The sequence below is a fragment of the Arenimonas composti TR7-09 = DSM 18010 genome (assembly GCF_000426365.1).
GTDB lineage: Bacteria > Pseudomonadota > Gammaproteobacteria > Xanthomonadales > Xanthomonadaceae > Arenimonas > Arenimonas composti.
In genome coordinates this window covers 726,782-749,220 of the sequence record NZ_AUFF01000001.1, presented here as the reverse complement: position 1 = coordinate 749,220, position 22,439 = coordinate 726,782, and the positions used below count along the sequence as shown (strand labels likewise).

The window sequence follows — 22,439 nt, the reverse complement described above, 5'->3', positions numbered from 1 at the left end:
GCTCATTACTCCCGATCCCCCGCGCCTTCGGCGCGCCCCCCTTACCAAGGGGGGCTCTCCTCCAGACAGCACGTAGCCACGGGTGAGCCGCGATAACGAACCCACTGCGACTACCTCCGACCTCCTCCTGCTCGGCTTGCTGGGCGCGAAAGGCCCGGCGTAAGCTGGCCCCGCCGCGGTCCGCGGCGAACGGTGTGTACACCCGGGAGCCTACGTGAACGTACTGATCGTCGACGACCAGCCCTCGCAGCGGACGATGTTCCGCCATCTGCTCGAAGACATCAGCCCGGAGGTGAAGGTCACCGACTTCGGCGATCCGGTGGAGGCGCTGCTGTGGTCGCAGCGGAGCGCGCCGGACCTGCTGCTGCTCGATTACCGGATGCCCAAGCTCGACGGGCTCGAGTTCGCGCGCCGCTTCCGCCGCCCGCTGTCGCACCGCGACGTGCCGATCATCCTGATCACGGTGGTCGGCGACGAGCCGATCCGCAACGCCGCGCTCGAGGCCGGCGTCATCGATTTCCTGGTCAAGCCGGTGCGCCCGCGCGAACTGCGCTCTCGCTGCCGCAACCTGCTGGCGTTGCGCCAGCAGCAGCAGAACCTGAAGTTCCGCGCGCACGAGCTCGAGCGCCAGCTGCTCGCCCGCATGCACGAACTGGACGAACGCGAGCGCGAAGTGCTGCACCGCCTGGCGCGCGCCACCGCCTTCCGCGGCGGCGGCGGGCTGACCCAGGTCGAGCGCATGGGCCGCTATTCGGCGCTGATCGCCGAGGCGATGGGCCTGCCCGAGGACGAGGTGAAGACCATCGAGATGGCGGCGCCGCTGCACGACATCGGCAAGATCGGCGTGCCCGACGCGATCCTGCTCAAGCCGGCGCCGCTGGAGACCGAGGAGCTCGCGGCGATCCGCGAATACCCGATGCGCGGCTGGGAGATCCTGCGCGACAGCAGCAGCCACTTCGTCCAGGTCGGCGCGACCATCGCCCGCAGCCACCACGAGCGCTGGGACGGCAGCGGCTACCCAGAGGGACTGAAGGGCACCGACATTCCGCTGCCGGCGCGCATCGTCGCGGTCGCCGACGTGCTCGCGGCGATGACCAGCCCGCGCCCGTGGCGGCCGGCGCATTCGCTCGACGCGGCCCTGGCGTGGCTGAAGGAGCAGGCCGGCAGGCAGTTCGACCCGGCGGTGGTGGAGGCGCTGCTGGGCCGGCGCGAGCGCATCGCCGAGATCCACCAGCACTTCGGCGTGGAAGACGCCGCTTCCTGAGCGCCCGCACGCGGCCCGCCCGCCTTCCGCGATGATCGCCGCGTTCGCCAACCGACCCGACAGCGAGCATGGCCAGGCCATCGTCCGCCTGGTCATCGCCGCCGTCCTGCTGACCTATCTCGCCGGCGTGGCCGCCAGCGGCGACGCCAATCCGGAAACGCGACTGAGCGTCTACGTGCTGCTGTGCGAGACCGTGCTCGGCCTCGCACTGGTTCTCGCGATCGCGATCCGTCCCGGCGTGTCGCACGTGCGCCGGGTGATCGGCATGCTCGGCGACTACGGCACCTGCGCGGCGATGATGACGCTCAAGGGCGACGTGCTGGCGCCGCTGTACGTGATCATCCTGTGGGTGACGATCGGCAACGGCCTGCGCTACGGCACCCGCTACCTGGTGCTCGCGATGGCGATGGCGGTGGCCACGCAGGTGACGGTGATCCTGAATTCGCCGTACTGGCAGGGCATTCCGTGGCTGGCCTGGGGTCTGGTCATCGGCCTCGTCGCGATCCCGTCCTACCTGATCTCGCTGCAGCGCGACCTGCGCCGCGCCGGCGAGGAAGCGCGCCGGGCGAACGCGGCGAAGTCGCGCTTCCTCGCCAACATGAGCCACGAGTTCCGCTCCCCGCTCAACGGCATCATCGGCATGGCCGAGCTGCTGTCGAGCACCCGGCTGTCGCCGGAGCAGCGCGAATGCGCCGACGTCATCCAGACCTCGGCACAGACCCTGCTGCTGCTGGTCGAGGACGTGCTCGACATCTCGGCGATCGAAGCCGGCAAGCTCAAGCGCCAGGACGCCGACTTCTCGCCGCGCGACCTGGCGCGGCGCATCCGCACGATGCTGCAGCCGTTGGCCGCGGCGAAGAGCCTGCAGCTCGTCGTCGAGGTGCAGGACGCGGTGCCGGCCGAGCTGCACGGCGACGTCGGCCACCTCAACCAGATCCTGATGAACCTGCTGCACAACGCGATCAAGTTCACCGAGGCCGGCAGCGTGCGCCTGGACGTGATGGCGCGGGGTCGGCGGGGCGACCTGGTGGCGCTGCGCTTCTCGGTGCGCGACACCGGCATCGGCGTACCGGCGGAGCACAAGGCGCGGATCTTCGACGCCTTCGAACAGGTGGACAGCGGTCCGACGCGGCGCTTCGGCGGCACCGGCCTGGGCACGACGATCGCGCGCACGCTGACGGAACTGCTCGGCGGCACGATCGCGCTCGAGGACAATCCCGGCGGCGGCACCCATTTCTGGGTGGACCTGGAGTTCGCGCCGGCGCAGGAGCCGGCTGCACCGGCGGCGCTCGGCGACGACGGCAAGGTGATCCCGTTCGACGACCCGTTCGTGCGCCACCGCGCGCGGGTGCGGCCGTTGCGTGTGCTCGTCGCCGACGACCAGGCGGCGAATCGGCTCGTACTGCAGCGCCTGCTGGAGCGCGCCGGGCACACGGCGGTGTTCGCCGAGGACGGCGAGCAGGCGCTGACGCGGCTGGAGGAGGACACCCTCGACGCCGCGATCGTCGACCTGCACATGCCGGTGCTCGGGGGCCTGGACGTGATCAAGCAGGCGCGGGTGATGCAGGCCGGCGGCACGCGGACGCCGATCCTGGTGCTGAGCGCCGACGCCACCGTCGACGCGGTGCGCGACGCCGAGGCCGCCGGCGCCTTCGCCTACCTGACCAAGCCGGTCGTGGCGACGCGCCTGCTCGAGGCGCTGGCGGAGATCGCCGGCGGCGTCGCCGACGAACCGGCCGCGCGCAAGGACCGGCTGGTGCCGACCCTGCGCACCGACGTGCTCGAGGAACTGGCCGGCATGGGCCTCGGCGAGGGCTTCCTCGACGACTTCGCCGACCAGTGCCTGCGCGACGCCAGCCGCTGCCTCGCCGAGGCGGAGCGCGCGGCGGCGGCGGGGCAGTGGGAAGCGGTGCGCGAATCGGCGCATGCGCTCAAGGGCGTCGCCGAGAACCTCGGCGCGTCCGCCCTGATCGAACGCTGCACCGGGATCATGCGGTCGGGGGACGCGGTGCTGGCGCGCGAGTGGCGGCGCAACATCGGCCTGCTCGGCACGCTGCTGGAAGCGACCGCGGAACAGGTGCGCCGCGAGCTGGCACGGATCGGCGGCAAGCCCGGTGGCGCCTCGCGTCCAGGCGACGGCGAACCGGGCTGAGCAGCCTGCAGGAAGTGGACGGCCGCCGCCCTTGCACGGCGGCCGTCGCCCGTCTCAGACGACCTGGCGCAGCGCAGGGGCATCGCCGGCGCGGCGTTTCTGTGCCCGCACGAGGCGCTCCATCGTCGACAGGCCCTTCTCGCTCAGGCGCATCGCCGCATCGACCCAGGTATTGGTCACGCGCATCAGCTCGTCGAGGCTGACCGGAGCGACGGTCGCGCGGACGGCGTTCATCGCGCGCAGCGAATTGCTCATGCGCCGGCGGCGCCGGACCAGTTCACGGGCGGCTGCGAGGCCTTCGCCGCGTGGCACCAGCAGGTCGACGACGCCCATGCGCTGCAGTTCCTCGGCCGGATAGACGTTGCCGTCGAGCATCATCCGCTCGGCCTGGATCGGGGTGACCCGGCGCGACAGGAACGTGTAGGCACCCATGCCCGGGAACAGGTCGAACAGCACCTCCGGGAAACCCATGCCGGTGCCTTCCTCGGCGATGATCGTGTGGCAGCACAGCGCCGCCTCGAAGCCGCCGCCGAGCGCATCGCCCTGGACGACGGCGATGCTGTTCACCCGGTCCTCGGCGAGCCGCGCGAAATGGAAGGCGACCGACACGCACAGCTGGGCGTAGTTGAGCAGGCGGGCGCGGTCGCCGCTGCGGATCAGGCGCACGAACAGGTCGAGGTCACCACCGAGGTTGAACACGTCGGCCTTCGAGGCGAGCACCAGGTGGCGCATCTCGCCGCCGTGGCTGCCGTCGTTCGCGAGGCGGGACGCGACCTGGCGCTGGCATTCGCGCAGTTCCGCCAGCAGGGTCTCGGAGAAACAGGGGCGATAGCCGGGGCGCGGGCTGCGGTGCATGAAGCACCACTCGATGCCGGAATCGGCCTCGGAAACGTGCTCGATCGTGCTGAAGGTGGGGAGGGGCTCGCGGCTGATGCTTTCGACGACGGACATGGCGGGTTCTCCGAGGCAAGGGATGGGCGCCCTACACGTTCCTGAGGAGGAACGCAAGAGGGCCCGTCGAGTCTACACCGCGTGAACCGCGGGTCCGGGACCTGAGTCGCATTCCTGCCGCCATGATGCGTCGCGACGGCGGTTGCCCGCCGGCGACGTAATGCTCCCTGCTCCGAGTGCCGCCTCAGGCGGTGACGCGCGGCGTATCCCGCAGCTCGCGGCGGAGGATCTTGCCGACGTTCGACTTCGGCAGCTCGTCGCGGAACTCCACGAGGCGCGGCTGCTTGTAGGCGGTCAGGTTCTCGCGGCAGAAGGCCTTGACCTGTTCGGGCGTCAGCGCCGGATCCTTGCGCACGATGACGACCTTGACCGATTCGCCGGACTTCTCGTCGGGCACACCGACCGCGGCGACCTCGAGCACGCCGGGCATCAGCGCGATCACGTCCTCGATCTCGTTCGGGTACACGTTGAAGCCCGAGACCAGGATCATGTCCTTCTTGCGGTCGACGATGTAGAAGAAGCCCTGCTCGTCCATCTTCGCCATGTCGCCGGTGTGCAGCCAGCCTTCGGCATCCAGGACCTTCGCGGTTTCTTCCGGGCGGTTCCAGTAGCCGGCCATCACCTGCGGACCGCGGATGCACAGCTCGCCGACTTCGCCGACCGGCAGGGCCCTGCCGTCGTCGTCCTTGACGCAGGCGTCGGTCGACGGGATCGGCAGGCCGATCGCGCCGTTGTAATCGGCCAGGTCGAGCGGGTTCATGCACGCCGCCGGCGAGGTTTCGGTCAGACCGTAGGCCTCGACGAGGGTGACGCCGGTGACCTTCTTCCAGCGGTCGGCGACCGCCCGCTGCACGGCCATGCCGCCGCCGAGCGACAGGTGCATGTGCGAGAAATCGACGTCGGCGAAGCCCGGCGTGTTCAGCAGGCCGTTGAACAGCGTGTTGACGCCGGTGATCGCGGTGAACGGGATCTTGCCGAGGGTCTTGACGAAACCCTTCATGTCGCGCGGGTTCGTGATCAGGTGGTTGAGGCCACCGAACTTCATGAAGACCAGGCAGTTCGCCGTCAGCGCGAAGATGTGGTACAGCGGCAGCGCGGTGATGATCTGTTCCTTGCCGGGCTTGCAGTTGGTGCCCAGCCAGGCCGAGGACTGCTGCATGTTCGCGACGAGGTTGCGGTGCGTCAGCATCGCGCCCTTGGCGACCCCGGTGGTGCCGCCGGTGTACTGCAGGAAGGCGATGTCGTGGCCGCGGATGTCGATCGGCGGCAGCGCGTGCCGGCTGCCGAGGTCGAGCGCATCGCGGAAACCGATGGCGCCGGGCAGGTCGTAATCGGGCACCTGCTTCCTGACGTGCCGCAGCAGGAAGTTGACGACCGCGCCCTTGGGGAAGCCGAGCATGTCGCCGACGCCGGTGGTGACCACCTGCTTCACCGCGGTCTGGCCGACGACTTCGGCGACGACGTGCGCGAAGTTCTCGAGCACCACGATCACGCTGGCCCCGGAATCGGTGAGCTGGTGCTTGAGCTCGCGCGCGGTGTACAGCGGGTTGGTGTTGACGACGGTCATGCCGGCGCGCAGCACGCCGAAGATCGCGATCGGGTACTGCAGGAGGTTAGGCATCATGAGGGCGACGCGGTCGCCTTTCTTGAGCTTCATCTCGTGCAGCAGGTAGTTGGCGAACTGCGCGCTGAGCCGGTCGACGTCGGCGTAGGAGATCTCGCGGCCGAGGTTCTCGTAGGCGGGGTTGCCGCCGTAGGTGGCGCAGGCTTCCTCCAGCACCGCGACGATCGAGGGATATTTGTCGACGTCGACCTCCGCCGGGATACCCTGCGGATAGCTGGACAGCCAAGGACGCTCCGAACCCATGCCGAACTCCCCTCCGTGTGCGCGCAACCTGCTGCAAGCCGCGCCGTTGCGCGTTTCCAGCCATTCGAGCTTTCACTCGATTGGAGCATACGCCCCCGATTGGAGCAAGGCATCCGCGACACGGAACGGGCTTGTTCCGCCACTTTCCGCGCGTGTCCTTCGCGGGTCGGCGGTGACGCTGCTGCTGGCGCTCGCGGCCGGCTGTTCGCGGCCACCGCCGGAGGAAGCGCTGCGCGAGACGATCGCGGCGATGCAGGAAGCGGCCGAGGCACGCGACGCCGCCGCGCTGGCGGAGTTCGTCGCCGTGGATTTCGTCGGGCCGGGGGACATGGACCGCGACGGCCTGCGCCGTTATGCAGCGGTGCTGTGGCTGCGCCACCGGGAGGTCGGGGTCACCCTGGGGCCGCTCGACGTCGAGATGCGCGAGCCGCATGCGACGGTGGCGTTCAGCGCGGTCGTGACCGGCGGCCAGGGCGTCATCCCGGAACGCGCACAGGCCTGGCAGGTGCACACGGCCTGGCGCCGCGAGGGCGACGACTGGCGGCTGATCTCCGCCGACTGGAAATGAAGAACGCCCGCCGGAAGGGCGGGCGTTCCTCGATGCGATCCCGTCCGGCGGCGGGAACCGGTGACGCGGCTCAGGCCGACTTGCGCGAAGCGAGCTGGCGCAGCACGTAGTGCAGGATGCCGCCGTGGCGGAAGTAGTCGACTTCCTTCGGCGTCAGCAGCAGCACCTGCACCTGGAAGCGGATCTCGCTGCCGTCCGGCTTCTTCGCGACCACGGTCGCCTGGCGGGCGCTGCCGTCGTGCAGGCCGACGATGTCGATGACCTCGTCGCCCTTCAGGCCCAGGGTCTGCGCGTTCTGGCCGTCGAGGAACTGGCAGGGCAGCACGCCCATGCCGACCAGGTTCGAGCGGTGAATGCGCTCGAAGCTCTCGGCGATCACCGCCTTGACGCCCAGCAGGTTGGTGCCCTTGGCCGCCCAGTCGCGCGACGAACCGGTGCCGTATTCCTTGCCGGCGAACACGACCAGCGGCACGCCTTCGGCCTTGTAGCGCATCGCCGCGTCGTAGATCGGCAGCTTCTCGCCGGACGGCTGGTGCAGGGTGTTGCCGCCTTCTTCGCCGCCCAGCATCAGGTTCTTGATGCGGATGTTGGCGAAGGTGCCGCGGACCATCACGTCGTCGTTGCCGCGGCGCGAGCCGTAGGAGTTGAAGTCGGCCGGGGCCACGCCGCGCGCCTGCAGGAACTTGCCGGCCGGCGAACTGGCCTTGATCGCGCCGGCGGGGCTGATGTGGTCGGTCGTGATCGAGTCGCCGAACAGGCCGAGCACGCGCGCGCCGTGCAGGTCGGTGATCGCGCCGACGCTCATCGACATGCCGTCGAAATAGGGCGGGTTCTTGATGTAGGTCGAACCGGCGTCCCAGGCGAAGGCATCGCCGTCCGGCGAGGCGATCGTGTTCCAGCGGGTGTCGCCGGCGAAGACGTTCGCGTAGTTGTGCTTGAACATCTCCGGGCCGACCGTCTGCGCGATGAAGTCGCCGATTTCCTTGTTGCTCGGCCAGATGTCCTTCAGATAGACCGGCTGGCCGTCGCTGCCGGTGCCCAGCGGCTCGTTCGTCAGGTCGATGTCGACGGTGCCGGCGATCGCGTAAGCGACGACCAGCGGCGGCGACGCGAGGTAGTTCATCTTGACCTCGGCGTGCACGCGGCCCTCGAAGTTGCGGTTGCCCGACAGCACCGAGGTCACGACCAGGTCGTTCTCGGCGATGCCCTTGCTGACCGCCTCCGGCAGCGGGCCCGAGTTGCCGATGCAGGTGGTGCAGCCGTAACCGACGACGAAGAAGCCGAGCTTCTCGAGGTCGGCGAGCACGCCGGCCTTCTTCAGGTAGTCGGTGACGACCAGCGAGCCCGGGCCGAGCGAAGTCTTGACCCACGGAGCCGCCTTCAGACCCCTGGCCACGGCATTGCGCGCCAGCAGGCCGGCGCCGAGCATCACCGCCGGGTTGGAGGTGTTGGTGCAGGAGGTGATCGCGGCGATGACCACCGAGCCGTCGGTCAGTTCGTGCTCGCCGTCGTCGATGCGGATCTTCGAGCGCGGTTTGGCGGCCAGCCGGTCGGCCTGCTCCTGGCTGCCGCCCTCGGCGATGAAGCGCGCGATCTCGGCATTGCGGGTCTGGTTGCGGCTGGCGGTCAGCGCCGGCAGGTTGTCGTTGAAATTGGCCTTGACGTCACGCAGCAGCACGCGGTCCTGCGGGCGCTTCGGGCCGGCCAGCGACGGCAGCACCTCGCCCATGTCCAGCGACAGCACGGCGCTGTACTCGGCTTCCGGCTGGCCCGGGTTGCGCCACAGGCCCTGGGCCTGGGCATAGGCGCGCACCAGCGCGATCTGGTCTTCGTCGCGGCCGGACAGGCGCAGGTAGTTCAGCGCTTCCTCGTCGATCGGGAAGATGCCGCAGGTCGCGCCGTACTCGGGCGCCATGTTGGCGATCGTGGCGCGATCGGCCAGCGGCAGGTGGTCGAGGCCGTCGCCGAAGAACTCGACGAACTTGCCGACCACACCGTGCTTGCGCAGCATCTGGGTGACGGTGAGCACGAGGTCGGTGGCGGTGGCGCCTTCCGGCAACTTGCCGGTCAGGCGGAAGCCGACGACCTGCGGGATCAGCATCGACGAGGGCTGGCCGAGCATCGCAGCTTCCGCCTCGATGCCGCCGACGCCCCAGCCCAGCACGCCGATGCCGTTGATCATCGTGGTGTGCGAGTCGGTGCCGAAGACCGTATCCGGATAGGCGACGAGCTCGCCGTCCTTCTCGATCGCCATCACCACGCGCGCCAGGTGCTCGAGGTTGACCTGGTGGACGATGCCGGTATTCGGCGGCACGACCTTGAAGTTGTCGAACGCCTTCTGGCCCCAGCGCAGGAAGCTGTAACGCTCCTGGTTGCGCTCGAACTCGATCTTGCCGTTGAGGTCCAGGGCTTCGCGCTTGCCGAACACGTCGACCTGCACCGAGTGGTCGATGACCAGCTCCGACGGGATCAGCGGATTGATCTGCCTGGCATCGCCGCCGAGCTTGACGACCGCGTCGCGCATCGCCGCGAGGTCGACCACGCAAGGCACGCCGGTGAAGTCCTGCAGCACCACGCGCGCCGGCATGAAGGCGATCTCGGTGTCGGGTTCCTTCTTCGCGTCCCAGGTCGCGACCGCCTCGATGTGCTCCTTGCCGACCGTGACACCGCCGTCCTCGCAGCGCAGCAGGTTCTCCAGCAGGATCTTCATCGAGTAGGGCAGGCGCGCCAGGTCGAAGCGCTGGCCGAGCTTCGGCAGGCTGTAGAAGGTGTAGGTCTTGCCGTTGACGGTCAACTGGTCGCGGGTGGCGAAGGAGTCGCTCATGGAATCGGGGCTCCGGTCTGGGGCGGACGGTGGGGGCGACGACGCGCAGGAGGCGCGAACTCGTCCGCGCCGGCGTCAGCCCCGCAATTATGCCCGATTCCGTACGCTGCCGTCCGCTGGACGAAGGGCCGATGCGCCTCAGTCGCGGTCGCCGAGCAGCTCGCGCGCGGCTTCGGCGAGCAGGCGGCGGCGCAGCAGGAAATCCCAGTAGGTGCCGCCGAGCTGGCGCCAGAGCACGGCGGCACGCACCGCCGCCAGCAGGGTCGCGCGCACATCGGCGACCAGGTCCTGCCGCGACAGGTAGACCGGATTGCCCTGGACCAGCACGCGCGGGCCGACCGGACTGATCTCCTTCGCGTACAGCTCGCCGAGGCGGGCGAGCACCCCCGGATGCGTCGCCGAGGTCAGTTCGCGCTGGCGGCCGATGTCCTCGAGCCCGCGGCGAACCGCGTCGGCGGCGCCCGGATGTGCGACGAAGCGGCGCTCGAGGTGCAGCACGGTCATCGCCATCCGGGTCTGCGCGGCGTCCCGGCCGGCGCCGCCCTCGAGCTGGGCGAGCAGCCGGCGCAGGCCGAGCTGGAGATTGCCGGCGCCACCGAACACCGCTTCCGCGTCCGGGGCGTCGAAGCGGAACAGGCTGTCGATGCTGGCCGCCAGCGGCCGCGCTTCGCTTTCGCCGCTGCGGGCCATCTGCTGTACGAGGTGCACGGCCTGCAGCAGGCCGGCGAGGGCGAGGGCGCGGTCCTTCATGAAACGGGCGGGTCCTGCATCAGGACGAGCGCGCGAGGCGCTCGCCGGGAGAGTCGGTGCCGGCGATCACGGCGCCGCCGAGGCATTCGTCGCCATCGTAGAGCACCAGCGATTGCCCGGGCGTGACCGCCCGCTGCGGGAGCGCGAAGGCTACGGAAAGCCCGCCGTCGGCGTCCACCCGGACCTCGCAGGCCTGGTCGGGCTGGCGATAGCGGTGCTTGGCGGTGCAGGCGAAGACCGCCGCCGGCGGCGCTCCGGCGACCCAGTGCGCGGGTTCGGTGCGGGCCTGCCTGGCGAGCAGCCATTCGCTGTCACCCTGGTCGACGTAGAGCAGGTTGCCGGCGACGTCCTTGCCGACCACGAACCACGGGGCCTGCGCGCGGCCGCGTACGCCGCCGATGTTCAGGCCCTCGCGCTGGCCGAGGGTGTAGTACCAGACGCCGGAATGGCGGCCGACCACCCGGCCCTGCGGATCGCGGATCTCGCCGGGTTGCGCCGGCAGCCAGCGCGACAGGAACTCGCGGAAGTCGCGCTCGCCGATGAAGCAGATGCCGGTCGAATCCTTCTTCGCCGCGGTCGGCAGCCCGGCTTCGCTGGCCATGCGGCGGACTTCGGCCTTCGCCAGGCCACCGATCGGGAACAGCGTCGCCGCCAGCTGTTCCTGGCCGAGCTGGTGCAGGAAATAGCTCTGTTCCTTGCCGGCGTCGGCGCCGCGCAGCAGGCGCCAACGGCCGCCTTCGTGCGCGACCCGGGCGTAGTGGCCGGTGGCGATGCGCTCGGCGCCGAGCCGGCGCGCCTCGTCGAGGAAGGTGCGGAACTTGATCTCGCGGTTGCACAGCACGTCCGGGTTCGGCGTGCGGCCGGCGCGGTATTCGTCGAGGAAATGCCGGAACACGCCGTCCCAGTATTCGCCGGCGAAGTTGCGGGCGTGGAAGGGGATGCCGAGCAGGGCGGCGACACGCAAGGCATCGCGGCGGTCGTCGTCGGCGCGGCAGTCGCCGCTGCCGTCGTCGTTCCAGTTCTGCATGAACAGGCCGGCCAGCGGCTCGCCGGCCCGCTTCAGGACCAGGGCCGCGACCGAGGAATCGACGCCGCCGGACAGGCCGACGATGGTGCGGGCGACGCTCATTCGACCAGGGTCAGCGCCTGCAGCGGAAAGCGGCGGCCGGCGAGGAAGTCCTCGACGACCCGCCAGACCAGCGGGCTGCGGTGGCGTTGCGATTCGGCCGCCAGTTCGTCGGGAGTGAGCCAGAGCGCGCGGACGATGCCGTCGTCGAGGCTGCGATCCGGCTGGAAGCGCAGCGGCCGGGCGGCGAGGGCCATGCGCAGGAAATGGCGGCCGTCCGCCGGCGAGCGCCACTGATAGGCGCCGATGAACTCGCCCGGCTCGACTTCCCAGCCGGTCTCCTCGAGGGTTTCCCGGCAGGCCGCCTCGATCAGGCTCTCATCGGGCTCCAGGTGGCCGGCCGGCTGGTTGATCACCAGCCGGCCCTGCACCTGTTCCTCGACCACCAGCAGGCGGCCGTCGCGGACGACGACGGTGGCGACCGTGACATCGGGTTGCCAGGTCCGCCCGCCGGGGTGGCTCAAAGGTCGTCCTTGCCGGTCAGGTCCAGCTCGACCGCGTCGGCGGCGATGGCGGCCAGGTCGATCGCCTCGTCCAGCTCCTCGGCGGAGGCGGCGGCGTCGATCTTGACGACCAGCATCGCGGTGCCTTCCTGCTTCACCCACGAGCCGAGCTTGAGCAGGTTGCTGCGCGCCAGCAGGTCGTTGGCGATCGCGGCCGGGAAGTTGCGCTGGTCGGTGTGGTAGCCGGGCGACCAGATCTCGCGGATGCGCAGGTGCTCGGTTTCCTCGACGACGCTGCGGACCCAGACCAGCTGGGTGCGGTCCTCGCTGACGCGTACGACGATCTTGAAGTCGCCGTCGTCGTCGATCGTGTACGGCGTGCCCATCTTCCTCAGCTGCGCCTCGACGACGGCATCCGGTTCGGCGGCGGCGGCGGAGAGCGGCAGCGCCAGCACGGCGAGGGCGAGCAGAGCGGAAAGTGACTTCATCGGAATCCCCTGGAATCTGTTGAGGCCGGAATTCGGCGGTTCATTGTCGGCACAAACCGTGTGCCCCGTCCACGCGTCCCGGCGCCGTCCGGTGGCCGCGACTTATAATGGCGGCATGGCCAACCAACCCCGCCACGAACCCGGGCACGAACACGGCGTCGTCGTCGAGACGGCCAGGCCGGAAGTCATCCGTCCCCCCCTGTACCAGGTGGTGCTGCTGAACGACGACTTCACGCCGATGGATTTCGTCGTGGAGGTGCTGCAGGTGTTCTTCGCGATGAACCGCGAGAAGGCGACCCAGGTCATGCTGCACGTGCATACCCGCGGCAAGGGGGTTTGCGGCGTCTACACGCGCGAGGTGGCTGAATCGAAAGTGACCCAGGTCAACACCTTTTCGCGACAGCACCAGCACCCCCTGTTGTGCACCATGGAAAAAGCCTAGGCTGACTCCATGAAGGGGCAAACCTTCCGGAGTACCCCATGTTCAGCAAGGATCTCGAGTACACGATCGGCCAGTGCTACAAGCAGGCACGGGAATCCCGGCACGAGTTCATGACCGTCGAGCACCTGCTGCTGGCCCTGCTCGACAATCCCTCGGCCGCCAGCGTGCTCAAGGCCTGCGGCGCCGACCAGCCGAAGCTCGCGAGCGGCCTGCGCCAGATCATCGCCGACACCGTGCCGGTACTGCCGGCCGACGATCCGCGCGACACCCAGCCGACGCTCGGCTTCCAGCGCGTGCTGCAGCGGGCCGTCTACCACGTGCAGTCGTCGGGCAAGAAGGAAGTCACCGGCGCCAACGTGCTGGTCGCGATCTTCGGCGAGAAGGATTCGCACGCGGTCTATTTCCTCAACCAGCAGGAGATCACCCGTCTCGACGTCGTCAACTACCTCTCGCACGGCATCGCCAAGATCGGCGACGGCAACGAGGAGAAGCCGGCGCAGGAGTCGCGCGGCGAGGGCGAGGAGGGCGGTGAGTCGAAGGGCAATCCGCTGCAGGAGTTCGCCAGCAACCTCAACGAACTCGCCCGCGAGGGCAAGATCGATCCGCTGATCGGCCGCGAGGAAGAGGTCGAGCGCACGATCCAGGTGCTCTGCCGCCGGCGCAAGAACAACCCGCTGTTCGTCGGCGAGGCCGGCGTCGGCAAGACCGCGCTCGCCGAGGGCCTGGCCTGGCGCATCGTCGAGGGCCGCGTGCCGGCGGTGCTGAAGGACGCGACCATCTATTCGCTCGACCTCGGTGCGCTGGTCGCGGGCACCAAGTACCGCGGCGACTTCGAGAAGCGCCTGAAGGCCGTCATCCAGCAGATCCGCAAGGAGCCGGGGGCGATCCTTTTCGTCGACGAGATCCACACGATCATCGGCGCCGGCTCGGCGTCGGGCGGCACGATGGACGCGTCGAACCTGATCAAGCCGGTGCTGCAGAGCGGCGAGCTGCGCTGCATCGGGTCGACCACGTTCCAGGAATACCGCGGCGTGTTCGAAAAGGACCGCGCGCTGGCCCGCCGCTTCCAGAAGATCGACGTCGTCGAGCCGACGGTGGCCGAGGCGGTGGCGATCCTGACCGGCCTGAAGACCCGTTTCGAGGCGCACCACGACGTCGAGTACGCGACCGATGCGATCCAGGCCGCGGTCGACCTGTCGGTGAAGCACATCAACGACCGCCTGCTGCCGGACAAGGCCATCGACGTGATCGACGAGGCCGGCGCCCGCCAGCGCCTGCTCGAGGCCGACAAGCGCAAGAAGGTGGTCGACGTCGAGGAGATCGAGCTGATCGTCGCGAAGATGGCGCGCATCCCGCCGAAGCAGGTCAGCGCCTCGGACAAGGACGTGCTGAAGAACCTCGAGCGCAACCTGAAGATGGTGATCTTCGGCCAGGATCCGGCGATCGAAACCCTGGTGTCGGCGATCAAGCTCGCCCGCTCCGGCCTCGCGAATCCGGACAAGCCGATCGGCAACTTCCTGTTCGCCGGCCCCACCGGCGTCGGCAAGACCGAGGTCACGCGGCAGCTGGCGCTGCAGCTCGGCATCGAGCTGGTGCGCTTCGACATGTCCGAGTACATGGAACCGCATTCGGTGTCGCGCCTGATCGGTGCGCCCCCGGGTTACGTCGGTTTCGACCAGGGCGGCCTGCTGACCGAGAAGATCGTCAAGACGCCGCACTGCGTGCTGCTGCTCGACGAGATCGAGAAGGCGCATCCGGACGTGTTCAACATCCTGCTGCAGGTCATGGACCGCGGCGTGCTGACCGACACCAACGGCCGTGAGGCGAACTTCCGCAACGTCGTGCTGGTGATGACGACCAATGCCGGCGCCGCGATGGCCTCGCGGCGGACGATGGGCTTCGTCGAGCAGAACCACACGACCGACGCGATGGAGACGATCCGCAAGGCGTTCACGCCGGAGTTCCGCAACCGCCTCGATGCGGTCGTGCAGTTCGGTTCGCTGGGCATCGAGCACATCCTGCGCGTGGTCGACAAGTTCCTGATCGAACTCGAGGCGCAGCTGCACGAGAAGCACGTGACGCTGAGCGCGACGCCCGAGGCGCGGCAGTGGCTGGCCGAGCACGGTTTCGACCCGCAGATGGGTGCGCGGCCGATGGCGCGTCTGCTCCAGGACCGGATCAAGCGCCCGCTGGCCGACGAACTGCTGTTCGGCAAGCTGTCCGAGGGTGGCCGGGTCACGGTCGAGGTCCGCGACGGTCAGCTGGTCGTCGAGGCCCAGGCCGAACCCGAGCGGCTGCTCCCCGCCACCGTCTGACCCGCTTCCCCGACGTCTGTAGGAGCGCCTGTAGGAGCGGCTTCAGCCGCGATACGAAAAAGGCGACCCGAGGGTCGCCTTTTTCATGCCTGGTACCTACGCGGATGCTGCGGGCAGGGCATCGCGGCTGAAGCCGCTCCTACAGCCGTTCCTGCAGCGGTGCCTACTTCATGCGGTAGGTGATCCGGCCCTTCGTGAGGTCGTACGGGGTCATCTCGACCTTGACCTTGTCGCCGGTGAGGATGCGGATGTAGTTCTTGCGCATGCGGCCGGAAATATGGGCGGTGATCACGTGGCCGTTCTCGAGCTTCACCCGGAACATGGTGTTCGGGAGGGTTTCGAGGACCGAGCCTTCGAATTCGATGGAATCGTCTTTGGACATTCGTCGTCGGAGTGTGCGGAAGCCCGCGTGGAAGCGGCGCATTCTGCCAGACCCTTGTCCGGCTTGCAAAATTTTGGTTAAGCGCGGGGTGGGTCGAGGCGCTCTCCGGCCAGTTGCGAGGCCGGAAACGTGGCGAAATCCCACAGCGCCGCCGGCTCCGGTGCAGCCGCCAGCCTTCCTGCTTCGGCCAGGAAAATGTCCCGCGGCATGCGCCGGCCCCCCAGCCGGCGAAGGTGCGGGTTCTCGACCTGGGCGTCGATCAGCGGGCAGCCGGCTTCGCGAAGCACCCGCGCCAGCGCGGCGAGCGCGACCTTGGAGCCGCCGCTCTCGCCGCTGAACATGCTTTCGCCGAAGAACATCCGGCCGATGGCCACCCCGTAGATGCCGCCGACCAGCCGGCCGCCGGCATCGCACACCTCGACGCAATGCGCGTGGCCGAGCCGGTGCAGGGCCAGGTAGGCGGCGCTCATCTCCGGGGTGATCCAGGTGCCGTCCTGGCCGGGGCGCGGCGTCGTCGCGCAGGCGGCGATGACCGCGGCGAAGTCGCGATCGGCCGAAACGGTCCAGTCGCTGCGTCGCAGGTCGCGGCGAAAGCGCGTCGACAGGTGCACCGCGTCGGTGCGGAACACCATCCGCGGATCCGGCGACCACCAGAGGATCGGCTCGCCCTCGGAGAACCACGGGAAGATGCCGTGCCGGTAGGCGTTCAGCAGCCGCGACGGGCTCAGGTCGCCGCCCATCGCCAGCAGGCCGTCGGGCTCGCGCAGCGCCGATTCCGCGGGCGGAAACGGCGCCTGCGGATCAGGCGACAGCAGCGGCAGCCGGATCGGCATCGCGATAGGGCCCGTGCAGGGCGGCCGTGCGCCGGTAGGCGCGGGTGTGCTCGCGTTCGCGGCGGCACCAGTCGGCCAGCGCGGCGGCGAAGCCCGGGGCGAAGACCCGGTGCCGGCTGTGCGTGGCGACCGGCAGGAAGCCGCGGGCGATCTTGTGCTCGCCCTGGGCGCCGGGCTCGAACACCGCCAGCCCTTCGCGCAGGCAGTAGTCGATGCCCTGGTAGTAGCAGGTCTCGAAATGCAGGCCGGGCAGGTCGACGTCGCAGCCCCAGTAACGGCCGTAGAGGCGGTCGCCGCCGCGCAGGCAGAGCGCACCGGCAACGATGTCGTCGCCGTGTTCGGCCAGCACCAGCACCAGCTGCCGCGGCATCGTTCGCGCGAGGTGGGCGAAGAACTCCGCGCTCAGCGCCGGGTGGTTGCCGTACTCGGCGAAGGTGCGCGTGTAGAAGCCGTGCATCGCCGCGAGGTCGGCGGCGCTGGCGGTATCACCGTGCTCGATCCGGAAGCGGACCCCGGCGGCGACGACCCGGGCGCGCTCCTGGCGGATGTTCTTGCGCTTCTTCGGCTGCAGGTCGGCGAGGAAGGCGGCGAAATCCGGCCAGCCGCGATTGCGCCAGTGGAACTGCACGTCCTCGCGCGCCAGCCAGTCGCCAGCGAAAGCGTCGAGTTCGCCGGCCTCGACGAAATTCACGTGCACCGACGACAGCCCGTCGGCGCGCGCCTGCGCCTCGACCGCCGCCAGCAGCGTCCGCCGCTCGCCCTCGCCGCGGGCGAGCAGGCGCGGTCCCGGCACCGGCGAGTAGGGCACCGCCAGCAGCCACTTCGGGAAGTACTCGCCGCCGGCCTGCTCGTAGGCATGCGCCCAGGCGTGGTCGAACACGAATTCGCCGTGCGAGTTGTCCTTCAGGTAGCCGGGCGCGGCGGCGAGCAGGGTGTCGCCCTCCCACAGGGCCGGATGCCGCGGTGTCCAGCCCCAGGCCGGGCGCAGGCAGCCGTGCCGCTCCAGCCCGGCGAGGAAGGCGTGCGCGACGAACGGGTTCGTGCCCTCGTGCAGCCCGTCCCACGCGGTGGCGGGAATCTCGTCGAGCCGGGCGTGGACGCGGAATGTCGCCATGCATGCATTGTAGGAGCGCCTTCAGGCGCGATTCCGCTTGAAGGTGAGGGACGGGGTCGCGCCTGAAGGCGGATCGGGATCGCGCCTGAAGGCGCTCCTACAGGGGGAGGGGCGGGCTCAGCTGTTTTCCAGGTATTTCTCGGCGTCGAGCGCCGCCATGCAGCCGAAGCCGGCCGAGGTGATCGCCTGGCGGTAGACCTGGTCGGCGACGTCGCCGGCGGCGAACACGCCCGGCACCGAGGTCGCGGTCGCATTGCCCTCGAGCCCCGAACGGATCGTGATGTAGCCGTTGCGCATCGCCAGCTGGCCCTCGAACAGCGAGGTGTTCGGGGTATGGCCGATCGCGACGAAGAAGCCGTGCACAGCGATCTCGCGGGTGCTGTCGTCCTTCGTCGAGCGCAGGCGCATGCCGGTCACGCCGGCGTCGTCGCCCAGCACCTCGTCGACGGTGTGGTCCCAGACCAGCTCGACCTTGCCGGCCTGAGCCTTCGCGAACAGCTTGTCCTGCAGGATCTTCTCCGAGCGCAGCTTGTCGCGGCGGTGCACCAGGTAGACCTTGCGGGCGATGTTCGACAGGTACAGCGCTTCCTCGACCGCGGTGTTGCCGCCGCCGATCACCGCCACGTCCTGGTCGCGGAAGAAGAAGCCGTCGCAGGTCGCGCAGGCGGAGACGCCGCGGCCCATGTACTTCTGCTCCGATTCGATGCCCAGGTACTTGGCGCTGGCACCGGTGGCGATGATCAGCGCGTCGCAGGTGTATTCGCCGCTGTCGCCGACCAGCCGGAAGGGCTTGCGCGACAGGTCGGCGGTATGGATGTGGTCGAACACGATCTCGGTCTCGAAGCGCTCGGCATGCGCCTGCATGCGCGTCATCAGGTCCGGGCCCATCAGGCCGTGCACGTCGCCGGGCCAGTTGTCGACCTCGGTCGTGGTCATCAGCTGGCCGCCCTGCTGCAGGCCGGTGATCAGCCGCGGCTTGAGGTTGGCGCGGGCGGCGTAGACCGCGGCCGAATAGCCGGCGGGGCCGGAACCGAGGATCAGGACGCGGCTGTGCTTGGGGGTGCTCATGTATGCTTCTGCGGCTGCGAAAGTCCGGTAGCTTGGCGGCCGGGGCAGGGCAAATCAAGGCGAGTGATCGTCCACTGCGTTCTTCGCCGAACCCCGTCGCCGGCCCATCCTTCGACCCCTGCGCCACCCGCCGATTTGCTGTATAAACAAACGCCTATGACGTTTTCCTGAGACTCGACCTGCGGTGGCCCGCTCGACCGATCGAACCTCCAGCACCGGCCTGGACCGGCGCCAGAAACTCTGGCGCGAACTGGCGCTGGTCGCCATTTCGCCGCTGCTGCTGTACCTGCTGGCCGCCCTGGTCTGGTACCACCCGGATGATCCGGGCTTCTTCGGCACCGGCAGCGTCGCCGGCCCGCTGCACAACGTCGGCGGCCTCGTCGGTGCCTATACCGCCGACCTCGTGTTCTGGCTGTTCGGGCTGGTCGCGTATACCGCGCCGCTGGTGCTCGGCGGCATCGCCTGGATCGCCCTGTTCGGACTGGATTCCGACGGCGACGGCCGGGTCGACTTCGGCCCGGCGCTGCGCCTGATCGGCATCGTCGGTTTCCTCGTGTCCGCCTGCGGCCTGCTGCACCAGCAGCTCGGGCCGGTGCAGGACCTGCCCGGCGGCGCCGGTGGCATCCTCGGCCAGCTGGTCGGGCGCTCGATGCACACCGTGTTCGGCGGCCTCGGCGGCAACCTGTTCCTGTTCGCCGTGCTGCTGATGGCGGTGACGCTGGCGACCGGCCTGAGCTGGTTCGCGCTGATGGACTGGATCGGCGGCAAGGTGCTGGCCCTGGTCGGCCGCTTCGGCAAGGGCGCCCGTGACGCCGCCGAATGGCAGCGGGCACGGGCGATGCGCGAGGAGCGCGAGGAGGTCCGCAAGGTCGAGACCGTCAAGCGCGCCCGGCGCGAGCCGGTGAAGATCGAGCCGCGCGTGCAGCCGGTGCTGGAGAAGTCCGATCGCGCCCAGCGCGAGCAGCAGATCCCGCTGTTCAATGCCGCCGGCGGGGAAGGCCTGCCGCCGCTGTCCCTGCTCGACGAGCCGAAGGAACAGCCGCGCGGCTATTCCGAGGAAACCCTGGAAGCGCTGTCGCGACAGATCGAATTCAAGCTGCGCGACTTCCGCGTGGAGGTGCAGGTGGTCGGCGCCTATCCGGGCCCGGTGATCACCCGCTTCGAGATGGAGCCGGCGCCGGGCGTGAAGGGCAGCCAGATCAGTTCGCTCGACAAGGACATCGCCCGCGGCCTCAGCGTGAAGTCGGTGCGCGTCGTCGACGTCATCCCCGGCAAGTCGGTGGTCGGCCTGGAGATCCCGAACGCCCACCGCGAGACGATCTACCTCAGCGAGATCCTGCGCTCGAAGGAATACGACAAGGTCGCCTCGCCGCTGGCGATGGCGCTGGGCAAGGACATCGGCGGCCGCCCGGTCGTCGTCGACCTGGCGCGCATGCCGCACCTGCTGGTCGCCGGCACGACCGGCTCCGGCAAGTCGGTCGGCGTCAACGCGATGGTCCTGAGCCTGCTCTACAAGAGCACCGCCAAGGACGTGCGGATGCTGATGATCGACCCGAAGATGCTGGAACTGTCGGTCTACCAGAACATCCCGCACCTGCTGGCGCCGGTCGTCACCGACATGAAGGAGGCCGCGAACGGCCTGCGCTGGTGCGTCGCCGAGATGGAGCGGCGCTACAAGCTGATGAGCGCGGTCGGCGTGCGCAACCTCGCCGGCTTCAACCGCAAGGTGAAGGACGCGCGCGACGCCGGCCAGCCGCTGATGGACCCGCTGTTCAAGCCCAATCCCGATCTCGCCGAGACCCCGCGCGAGCTCGAGGAGCTGCCCTACATCGTCGTGATCATCGACGAGTTCGCCGACATGATGATGATCGTCGGCAAGAAGGTCGAAGAGCTGATCGCCCGCCTGGCGCAGAAGGCACGCGCCGCCGGCATCCACCTGATCCTGGCGACGCAGCGGCCCTCGGTCGACGTGATCACCGGCCTGATCAAGGCCAACATCCCGACCCGCATCGCCTTCCAGGTCAGCTCGAAGATCGACTCGCGCACGATCCTCGACCAGTCCGGCGCCGAGACCCTGCTCGGCAACGGCGACATGCTCTACCTTCCGCCGGGCACGGCGATGCCGGAGCGCGTGCACGGCGCCTTCGTCAGCGACGACGAGGTGCACCGCGTCGTCGCCCACCTGCGCCAGAACAGCGCGGGGCCGGACTACATCGAGGGCGTGCTGGAGGAAGTGCAGTCGATGGGCGACGGCACCGTGATCGGCCCGACCGGCCTGCCCGAGGCCGGCGGCAGCGGCGACGAATCCGATCCGCTGTACGACGAGGCGGTGAAGGTCGTCACCGAGACCCGCCGCGCCTCGATCTCCGGCGTCCAGCGGCGGCTGAAGATCGGCTACAACCGCGCCGCCCGCCTGGTCGAGGCGATGGAAGCCGCCGGCGTCGTCTCGGCGCCCGAACACAACGGCGACCGCACCGTGCTGGCGCCGCCGCCGCCGCGCTGATGGCTGGCGCGCCCCATGACGGACCGGACCCGACGGACGACGAGGCGGTCGCCGCCGAGGCCGCCCGCCTCGAACGTGCCGCGGCCTTCCTCGCCGCGCACCAGGACGAGCCGCTGACGTCGCCGCTGCTGATCGCCGGACTGCTGGCGCTGGCCTGGTGCGTGCTGCTCGCCTGGATGGCCGCCAGCGGCTGGCCGCGCGGCGGCGACGAGGTGCGGATCGCCGCCGGCATCGCCCGCATCGAACGCGGTGAGGACGGCGGCATGTCGGCGCTGCGGATCGGCGACGACGGCCCGCGTTTCGAGTGCGGCCGCCGTGGCCGTTTCGGCTGGCGGGTGCTGCATGCGCCGGTGCTGGAATGCGGGCGGCATGCGGAGCGACTGTTCGCGGTGGCGCAGGGCAACGACGTGCACGCCCGTTACGACCTGGCCGGCGGCGACGGCCCGGCCTTCCCGCGCCTGCTGGCCCTGACCGTGCGCGGCGAGCCCCTGTGGACCCTCGCCGATTCCAGCGAGCAGTACGCCTGGCGGGTGATCCGGGCCGGCCTCGTCGGCGCCGCCCTGTTCCTGATTCCGGGCTGGTTGCTGCATCTGCTCTGGCGGCGCTTCTCCGGCTGATTTCGCCCCGCATTCAGGCGCGCGCCGCCAAGCTGCGCGCAGTCCACGAGGATCCCGTCCATGTCCACCGCCATGATCCGTTCCACGCTGCTGGCCCTGCTGGCCGCCGCCTTTGCGCTGCCGGTGCAGGCGCAGGACGCGCGCGCCCGCCTCGACGCCTTCACCCGCGGGGTGCAGGGCCTGTCGGCGAGCTTCGAACAGCAGGTCCACTCGCCCGCCGGCCAGCTCGCCGAGGAGTCGTCCGGCACCGTGCAGATGCAGGTGCCGCGGCAGTTCCGCTGGGAATACCTGCAGCCGTTCCCGAACCTGATCGTCGCCGATGGCGACCACATCTGGATCCACGACCCTGACCTCGAGCAGGTGACGGTGCGCCGGCAGAGCCTGGAAGAGCAGAACAGCCCGCTCGCCGCACTGATCGACCCGGGCGAGCTCGACCGCCAGTTCACCGTGAAGGAAGCCGGCGCCGCCGACGGCCTGATGTGGCTGGAGCTGCTGCCGCGCAAGCCCGACGACGCGCCGTTCGAACGCGCGCGCATGGGCCTCGACGAAGCGGGCCTGCGCCGCCTCGAACTGTTCGACGGCCTCGGCCAGCGCACCCTGATGGTGTTCGGCACCTGGCAGCGCAACCCGCGTTTCGCCGCCGACGTGTTCCGCTTCGATCCGCCGCCGGGCACCGACGTGGTCGGCGACATGGCGCAGCCGGCGGAAGTGCTGCCGCTCGGCGACTGAGGC

At 69.6% G+C, this 22,439-nt stretch carries 19 protein-coding genes; 8 read left to right on the top strand and 11 right to left on the bottom strand.

All coding sequences use genetic code 11. The annotated features are described in order from the left end of the window. Window positions 1–214: 214 nt before the first annotated feature. Together K311_RS0103405 and K311_RS0103400 are read left to right on the top strand one after the other, a co-directional pair. Window positions 215–1,264: an HD domain-containing phosphohydrolase gene (locus tag K311_RS0103405; protein ID WP_026816148.1), complete on the top strand. Its 1,050-nt coding sequence runs from the start codon at window positions 215–217 to the stop codon at window positions 1,262–1,264. Between the two features lie 31 nt (window positions 1,265–1,295). After that, window positions 1,296–3,416 carry a hybrid sensor histidine kinase/response regulator gene (locus K311_RS0103400; protein ID WP_026816147.1) on the top strand — a complete coding sequence of 707 codons (2,121 nt, stop codon included), beginning with the start codon at window positions 1,296–1,298 and terminating at the stop codon, window positions 3,414–3,416. A 54-nt stretch (window positions 3,417–3,470) separates the two neighbouring features. On the opposite strand, the gene K311_RS0103395 is transcribed toward K311_RS0103400, so the two are convergent. Both K311_RS0103395 and K311_RS0103390 read right to left on the bottom strand, forming a co-directional pair. Next, window positions 3,471–4,367 carry a crotonase/enoyl-CoA hydratase family protein gene (locus K311_RS0103395; RefSeq protein WP_026816146.1) on the bottom strand — a complete coding sequence of 299 codons (897 nt, stop codon included), beginning with the start codon at window positions 4,365–4,367 and terminating at the stop codon, window positions 3,471–3,473. A gap of 184 nt (window positions 4,368–4,551) precedes the next feature. Beyond that, the gene (locus K311_RS0103390) at window positions 4,552–6,234 is read right to left on the bottom strand and encodes a long-chain fatty acid--CoA ligase (RefSeq protein ID WP_026816145.1); all 1,683 of its coding nucleotides are present in this window, start codon (window positions 6,232–6,234) and stop codon (window positions 4,552–4,554) included. Between the two features lie 172 nt (window positions 6,235–6,406). On the opposite strand from K311_RS0103390, the gene K311_RS15105 reads away from it, so the two are divergent. Beyond that, the gene (locus tag K311_RS15105; protein ID WP_081683244.1) at window positions 6,407–6,802 is read left to right on the top strand and encodes a DUF4440 domain-containing protein; all 396 of its coding nucleotides are present in this window, start codon (window positions 6,407–6,409) and stop codon (window positions 6,800–6,802) included. Between the two features lie 70 nt (window positions 6,803–6,872). Here the strand turns inward: K311_RS15105 and acnA are convergent, their stop codons facing one another. The 5 genes from acnA to K311_RS0103360 form a co-directional block, all read right to left on the bottom strand. Next, entirely contained in the window at window positions 6,873–9,626 is a 2,754-nt protein-coding gene (gene acnA, locus K311_RS0103380; RefSeq protein ID WP_026816144.1) for an aconitate hydratase AcnA, read from the bottom strand. A 138-nt stretch (window positions 9,627–9,764) separates the two neighbouring features. Next, window positions 9,765–10,376 (bottom strand): high frequency lysogenization protein HflD, encoded by a 612-nt coding sequence (hflD, locus tag K311_RS0103375; protein WP_026816143.1) that lies wholly within the window; start codon window positions 10,374–10,376, stop codon window positions 9,765–9,767. A gap of 19 nt (window positions 10,377–10,395) precedes the next feature. Next, on the bottom strand, window positions 10,396–11,505 hold the full coding sequence (gene mnmA, locus K311_RS0103370; RefSeq protein WP_026816142.1) for a tRNA 2-thiouridine(34) synthase MnmA: 1,110 nt from the start codon (window positions 11,503–11,505) through the stop codon (window positions 10,396–10,398). Continuing rightward, entirely contained in the window at window positions 11,502–11,966 is a 465-nt protein-coding gene (locus K311_RS0103365; RefSeq protein ID WP_026816141.1) for an NUDIX hydrolase, read from the bottom strand. The genes mnmA and K311_RS0103365 overlap by 4 nt, the downstream gene beginning before the upstream one ends. Then, window positions 11,963–12,433, bottom strand: coding sequence for a hypothetical protein (locus tag K311_RS0103360; RefSeq protein ID WP_026816140.1), 471 nt, complete (start codon window positions 12,431–12,433; stop codon window positions 11,963–11,965). The genes K311_RS0103365 and K311_RS0103360 overlap by 4 nt, the downstream gene beginning before the upstream one ends. A 115-nt stretch (window positions 12,434–12,548) precedes the next feature. On the opposite strand from K311_RS0103360, the gene clpS reads away from it, so the two are divergent. Both clpS and clpA read left to right on the top strand, forming a co-directional pair. Beyond that, window positions 12,549–12,875, top strand: coding sequence for an ATP-dependent Clp protease adapter ClpS (gene clpS, locus K311_RS0103355; protein WP_026816139.1), 327 nt, complete (start codon window positions 12,549–12,551; stop codon window positions 12,873–12,875). 38 nt (window positions 12,876–12,913) lie between these two features. Continuing rightward, a complete protein-coding gene (gene clpA / locus K311_RS0103350) occupies window positions 12,914–15,190 on the top strand; it encodes an ATP-dependent Clp protease ATP-binding subunit ClpA (RefSeq protein ID WP_026816138.1) in 2,277 nt (758 codons plus the stop codon). A 163-nt stretch (window positions 15,191–15,353) separates the two neighbouring features. Here clpA and infA read toward each other — a convergent pair whose 3' ends face one another. From infA to trxB, 4 genes are all read right to left on the bottom strand, one after another. Then, on the bottom strand, window positions 15,354–15,572 hold the full coding sequence (infA, locus tag K311_RS0103345) for a translation initiation factor IF-1 (RefSeq protein WP_026816137.1): 219 nt from the start codon (window positions 15,570–15,572) through the stop codon (window positions 15,354–15,356). A 77-nt stretch (window positions 15,573–15,649) separates the two neighbouring features. After that, window positions 15,650–16,405, bottom strand: a complete 756-nt coding sequence (aat, locus tag K311_RS15100; RefSeq protein ID WP_081683243.1) for a leucyl/phenylalanyl-tRNA--protein transferase — start codon at window positions 16,403–16,405, stop codon at window positions 15,650–15,652. Continuing rightward, window positions 16,374–17,519, bottom strand: a complete 1,146-nt coding sequence (locus tag K311_RS0103335) for a GNAT family N-acetyltransferase (protein WP_026816136.1) — start codon at window positions 17,517–17,519, stop codon at window positions 16,374–16,376. The genes aat and K311_RS0103335 overlap by 32 nt, the downstream gene beginning before the upstream one ends. Window positions 17,520–17,636: 117 nt before the next feature. Then, window positions 17,637–18,587, bottom strand: a complete 951-nt coding sequence (trxB, locus tag K311_RS0103330) for a thioredoxin-disulfide reductase (protein WP_026816135.1) — start codon at window positions 18,585–18,587, stop codon at window positions 17,637–17,639. A gap of 184 nt (window positions 18,588–18,771) precedes the next feature. Here trxB and K311_RS0103325 point away from each other — a divergent pair, with 184 nt between their 5' ends. The 3 genes from K311_RS0103325 to lolA all read left to right on the top strand — a co-directional run bounded on the left by K311_RS0103325 (window position 18,772) and on the right by lolA (window position 22,436). Continuing rightward, entirely contained in the window at window positions 18,772–21,090 is a 2,319-nt protein-coding gene (locus K311_RS0103325; protein WP_026816134.1) for a DNA translocase FtsK, read from the top strand. Then, complete coding sequence (locus tag K311_RS0103320; RefSeq protein ID WP_026816133.1) at window positions 21,090–21,707, top strand: hypothetical protein; 618 nt, start codon at window positions 21,090–21,092, stop codon at window positions 21,705–21,707. Before K311_RS0103325 ends, K311_RS0103320 begins: the two co-directional genes overlap by 1 nt. Before the next feature lie 72 nt (window positions 21,708–21,779). Then, window positions 21,780–22,436, top strand: coding sequence for an outer membrane lipoprotein periplasmic chaperone LolA (gene lolA, locus K311_RS15095; protein ID WP_425476568.1), 657 nt, complete (start codon window positions 21,780–21,782; stop codon window positions 22,434–22,436). The last annotated feature ends 3 nt before the right edge of the window (window positions 22,437–22,439 follow it).

What these genes read in the sequence shown, in the direction of transcription:
- K311_RS0103400 (WP_026816147.1), top strand. Translation starts at nt 1,296, where the DNA reads ATGATCGCCGCGTTCGCCAACCGACCCGACAGCGAGCATGGCCAGGCC.
- K311_RS0103395 (WP_026816146.1), bottom strand. Translation starts at nt 4,367, where the DNA reads ATGTCCGTCGTCGAAAGCATCAGCCGCGAGCCCCTCCCCACCTTCAGC.
- K311_RS0103390 (WP_026816145.1), bottom strand. Translation starts at nt 6,234, where the DNA reads ATGGGTTCGGAGCGTCCTTGGCTGTCCAGCTATCCGCAGGGTATCCCG.
- acnA (WP_026816144.1), bottom strand. Translation starts at nt 9,626, where the DNA reads ATGAGCGACTCCTTCGCCACCCGCGACCAGTTGACCGTCAACGGCAAG.
- hflD (WP_026816143.1), bottom strand. Translation starts at nt 10,376, where the DNA reads ATGAAGGACCGCGCCCTCGCCCTCGCCGGCCTGCTGCAGGCCGTGCAC.
- mnmA (WP_026816142.1), bottom strand. Translation starts at nt 11,505, where the DNA reads ATGAGCGTCGCCCGCACCATCGTCGGCCTGTCCGGCGGCGTCGATTCC.
- K311_RS0103360 (WP_026816140.1), bottom strand. Translation starts at nt 12,433, where the DNA reads ATGAAGTCACTTTCCGCTCTGCTCGCCCTCGCCGTGCTGGCGCTGCCG.
- clpS (WP_026816139.1), top strand. Translation starts at nt 12,549, where the DNA reads ATGGCCAACCAACCCCGCCACGAACCCGGGCACGAACACGGCGTCGTC.
- clpA (WP_026816138.1), top strand. Translation starts at nt 12,914, where the DNA reads ATGTTCAGCAAGGATCTCGAGTACACGATCGGCCAGTGCTACAAGCAG.
- infA (WP_026816137.1), bottom strand. Translation starts at nt 15,572, where the DNA reads ATGTCCAAAGACGATTCCATCGAATTCGAAGGCTCGGTCCTCGAAACC.
- aat (WP_081683243.1), bottom strand. Translation starts at nt 16,405, where the DNA reads ATGCCGATCCGGCTGCCGCTGCTGTCGCCTGATCCGCAGGCGCCGTTT.
- K311_RS0103335 (WP_026816136.1), bottom strand. Translation starts at nt 17,519, where the DNA reads ATGGCGACATTCCGCGTCCACGCCCGGCTCGACGAGATTCCCGCCACC.
- trxB (WP_026816135.1), bottom strand. Translation starts at nt 18,587, where the DNA reads ATGAGCACCCCCAAGCACAGCCGCGTCCTGATCCTCGGTTCCGGCCCC.
- K311_RS0103320 (WP_026816133.1), top strand. Translation starts at nt 21,090, where the DNA reads ATGGCTGGCGCGCCCCATGACGGACCGGACCCGACGGACGACGAGGCG.
- lolA (WP_425476568.1), top strand. Translation starts at nt 21,780, where the DNA reads ATGATCCGTTCCACGCTGCTGGCCCTGCTGGCCGCCGCCTTTGCGCTG.